The sequence below is a fragment of the Sneathiella sp. genome, assembly GCF_029233945.1.
GTDB lineage: Bacteria > Pseudomonadota > Alphaproteobacteria > Sneathiellales > Sneathiellaceae > Sneathiella.
The window spans coordinates 1-3,109 of the sequence record NZ_JARGOQ010000108.1 but is presented as its reverse complement, the minus strand read 5'-3'; the positions used below and the strand labels follow the sequence as shown (position 1 = coordinate 3,109).

Annotated in this window: 3 protein-coding genes and 1 tRNA gene; 2 read left to right on the top strand and 2 right to left on the bottom strand. The window is 58.5% G+C overall.

Annotation, left to right across the window (positions count from 1 at the left end):
* Positions 1 to 179 precede the first annotated feature (179 nt).
* A complete protein-coding gene (locus P1U71_RS17840; RefSeq protein ID WP_301107024.1) occupies positions 180 to 1,907 on the bottom strand; it encodes an NAD-dependent malic enzyme in 1,728 nt (575 codons plus the stop codon).
* Between the two features lie 137 nt (positions 1,908 to 2,044).
* On the opposite strand from P1U71_RS17840, the gene P1U71_RS17835 reads away from it, so the two are divergent.
* Positions 2,045 to 2,860, top strand: a complete 816-nt coding sequence (locus P1U71_RS17835; RefSeq protein ID WP_301107023.1) for a class II glutamine amidotransferase — start codon at positions 2,045 to 2,047, stop codon at positions 2,858 to 2,860.
* Positions 2,861 to 2,885: 25 nt separating this feature from the next.
* Here the strand turns inward: P1U71_RS17835 and P1U71_RS17830 are convergent.
* A tRNA-Met gene (locus P1U71_RS17830) sits at positions 2,886 to 2,962 on the bottom strand.
* Between P1U71_RS17830 and P1U71_RS17825 the strand changes: the two genes are divergently transcribed.
* A partial coding sequence (locus tag P1U71_RS17825) for a hypothetical protein (protein ID WP_301107022.1) occupies positions 2,926 to 3,109 on the top strand: 184 nt, incomplete at its 3' end. The genes P1U71_RS17830 and P1U71_RS17825 overlap by 37 nt on opposite strands.

Below are 3,109 nucleotides of genomic sequence, written 5' to 3'. Positions count from 1 at the left end.
CTCCACCTGCGTGACCAGGCAGCGCATATTACCAACCAGATCCTCGATCCCGCTGAATTTGCGCCGTTCATATATTTTCAGGCGAAAGTCATTGAAGAAATCCGAATTCTTCTTGTCCCCTTTCGGCTGATAGCCCGCATAGTCGAATGCCATGAAATAACCCTCTGTATGTCCGTATTTTAAGTCAGTGTTTTGTATGCGGGTGTCCAGACCGCCGCATCGACACAGCGTTCAAGCTCCGCCTCGCTGCGCGCAGGTGCCACTTTATCGGCCACTGCCTGTTTGGCGACAGCAAGCGCGACCGCCCTGCTGACAGCGCGAATATCGGAGACGGGCGGCAACAGCGCCGCAGTCGGGTCAGTCAGTGCCGGAGACAATTCCGCGAGCGCCTGAGATGACGCCATGAACATATTATCCGTGACGCGCGTTGCCTCACAGGCAAGCACGCCCAGGCCAACGCCCGGAAAGATATAAGTGTTGTTGCTCTGGGCAATATGATGGCTCTCGCCCTTATAGGTCACGGGATCGAACGGGCTGCCCGTTCCGATCAGCGCCTTGCCGTCGGTCCATTCCAGAATATCCGCCGGCACCGCCTCCGCCTTCGAGGTCGGGTTGGACAGCGGGAAGATGATCGGTCGCTCCGCATTTTTTGCCATTTCACGGATGATTTCCTCGGTGAAGAGGCCATGTTGCCCCGACACCCCGATCAGGATGCTGGGCATGCCGTTTTTCACCACATCCAAGAGGCTGATGCTGCCATCCTCCGCGCTCGACCAGGAGGCAACGCTTGCGTGATCCTGCGTGAGCCGCTGCTGGAATGCCATCAGCCCGTCCATATCGCTGTGCAGCAGACCGTAGCGGTCAACCATATAGATGCGCGCGCGCGCTTCCGTCTCGCTCAACCCCTCATCCATCATGATGCGGATCAACTGCTCGGCGATGCCCGCGCCCGCCGACCCGGCACCCAGAAAGGCGATATGATGGGCCGAGAGTGGCTTGTTCAGCATTTTGCAGGCCGCGAGCAAGGTGCCCGCCGCGACGGCCGCCGTGCCCTGAATATCATCGTTATAGGTGCAGAGCTGATCGCGGTATTTCGCAAGTAACGGCTCCGCATGGGGCTGCGCGAAATCCTCGAACTGCAACAGGACCTGCGGCCATTTCCGCTTCACTGCCTGCACAAACTGATCGACGAAGTCGAAATAGGCATCGCCACTGATCCGGTTCTCACGCCAGCCGATATAGAGCGGATCGTCGAGCCGCTCCTGATTGTTGGTGCCCACATCGAGGATAATCGGCAAGGTAACGGAGGGGTCAACCCCGCCCGCCGCCGTATAGAGCGCCAGCTTGCCGATGGGAATGCCCATGCCGCCGGTTCCCTGATCGCCAAGGCCGAGGATACGCTCCCCATCGGTGACGACAATCGCCTTGACGTTCTCGACCATGGCGTTATCGAGTATTTTATCGATCTCATGCCGATGCGGATAGGAGATGAAAAGCCCGCGCGGGCGGCGGTAAATCTCGCTGAACTGCTCGCAGGCCTCCCCCACCACCGGGGTGTAAATCAGCGGCATCATCTCGGCCACATGGCTGATCACCAGATTATAGAAAAGCACCTCATTCGTGTCCTGCAACGCGCGGAGATAAATATGCCGCTCCAGATCGGTGTCTTTCGCCTTGAGCGCGTCATAGGCCCGATCCGTCTGTTCCTGAAGTGTCTCGATATGTGGCGGCAAAAGACCCAACAGGCTGTATTTTTCGCGCTCCGCCAGCGTGAAGGCGGTGCCCTTGTTCAGGATCGGTTCCCCCAGCAATTCAACGCCGATCGGAACAGTCTCAGGAATACGCGCCACTCTTTCCCCCGTTTCACCTCTTGCCTGAGGCATGTCCTTGTCGTTTTTCTTCCGCATTACTATAGCCATGTCGATTTACGGATAGCAAGTTGGCAGAGAAGAAAAGGGAGGCGGGAAAGGATTTTGCGGCGAAACGGAAACAGGTTATGCTATCCCCGCGCCCGCCTGAACACACGTATATAGAGAGGGGACCCATGTGTGAGCTATTCGCGGTTTCCAGCCGCAATCCGATCTCTCTGACCTATTCCCTGCATGAGTTTGCCCGGCATGGGGGCCTGAGCCATTCCAACAAATCCGGCTGGGGCGTCAGCTTTCAGCAGAATGCCGATACGCTCCTGATTAAGGAGCCCAAACCCGCCTTCGATAGCCCCTGGGTGCAATTCGTCGAGGAAAACAAGATCAGCAGCCACTCCATCCTCGCCCATGTCCGTTACGCAACGGAGGGGAAGGAGGTTTATGAGAATACCCATCCGTTCAAGCGCGAAGCCTATGGCCGGGCCCATGTCTTTGCCCATAACGGCAGTCTGGAACATTATAAAACCGCGCTACCCCTGATAAGCCCCCGCTTCACCCCGATGGGCGAGACGGATAGCGAGCATGCCTTCTGCTATCTTCTCGATCAGCTCGCGCCGCTCTGGTATGACGGCATCCCCGCCCTCTCCCGCCGCCTTGAGGTGATCGCCTATGTGGCGGAGGAAGTACGTAGCCTCGGTGCCTTTAATTTCCTCTATAGCGATGGCGACGCCCTCTTCGTGCATGCGGATTTGCGGCGTTACGACGATAACGGCGTTTTCGGACCGCGTCGGGAACCTGCGCTGCACTGGATCGAACGGCGCAACCTGCATGCCGCGGGGCTGGACCTCTCCTCTCCCGCCAACGCCGATAGCGCCGCCCTCATCTTCGCGAGCGTGCCCTTAAGCGATGACAGCTGGCACAACCTCCCCCGCGGCTCCGTGCTCGCAGTGCAGGGCGGCGAGATTATGGATAGGGTTACGCTGGCGAGGGTGTGATCAGAGCGAGAAGGCGCTAATGTTTTGGTTGCGGGGGTCAGATTTGAACTGACGACCTTCAGGTTATGAGCCTGACGAGCTACCGGGCTGCTCCACCCCGCGTTGGGTATCTGTTGTTTTGCCTCAATCGCCGGGCGCAGGCCTCCGCCTGCTTGGCTTTCCTTCGGGCGGCCTTTGGCCTTGCCTCGGCTATCGCCTCGGAGCCGTATCCATACAAGAGCTGCAAGGGACGGTTCCAAAGGCTGTGCC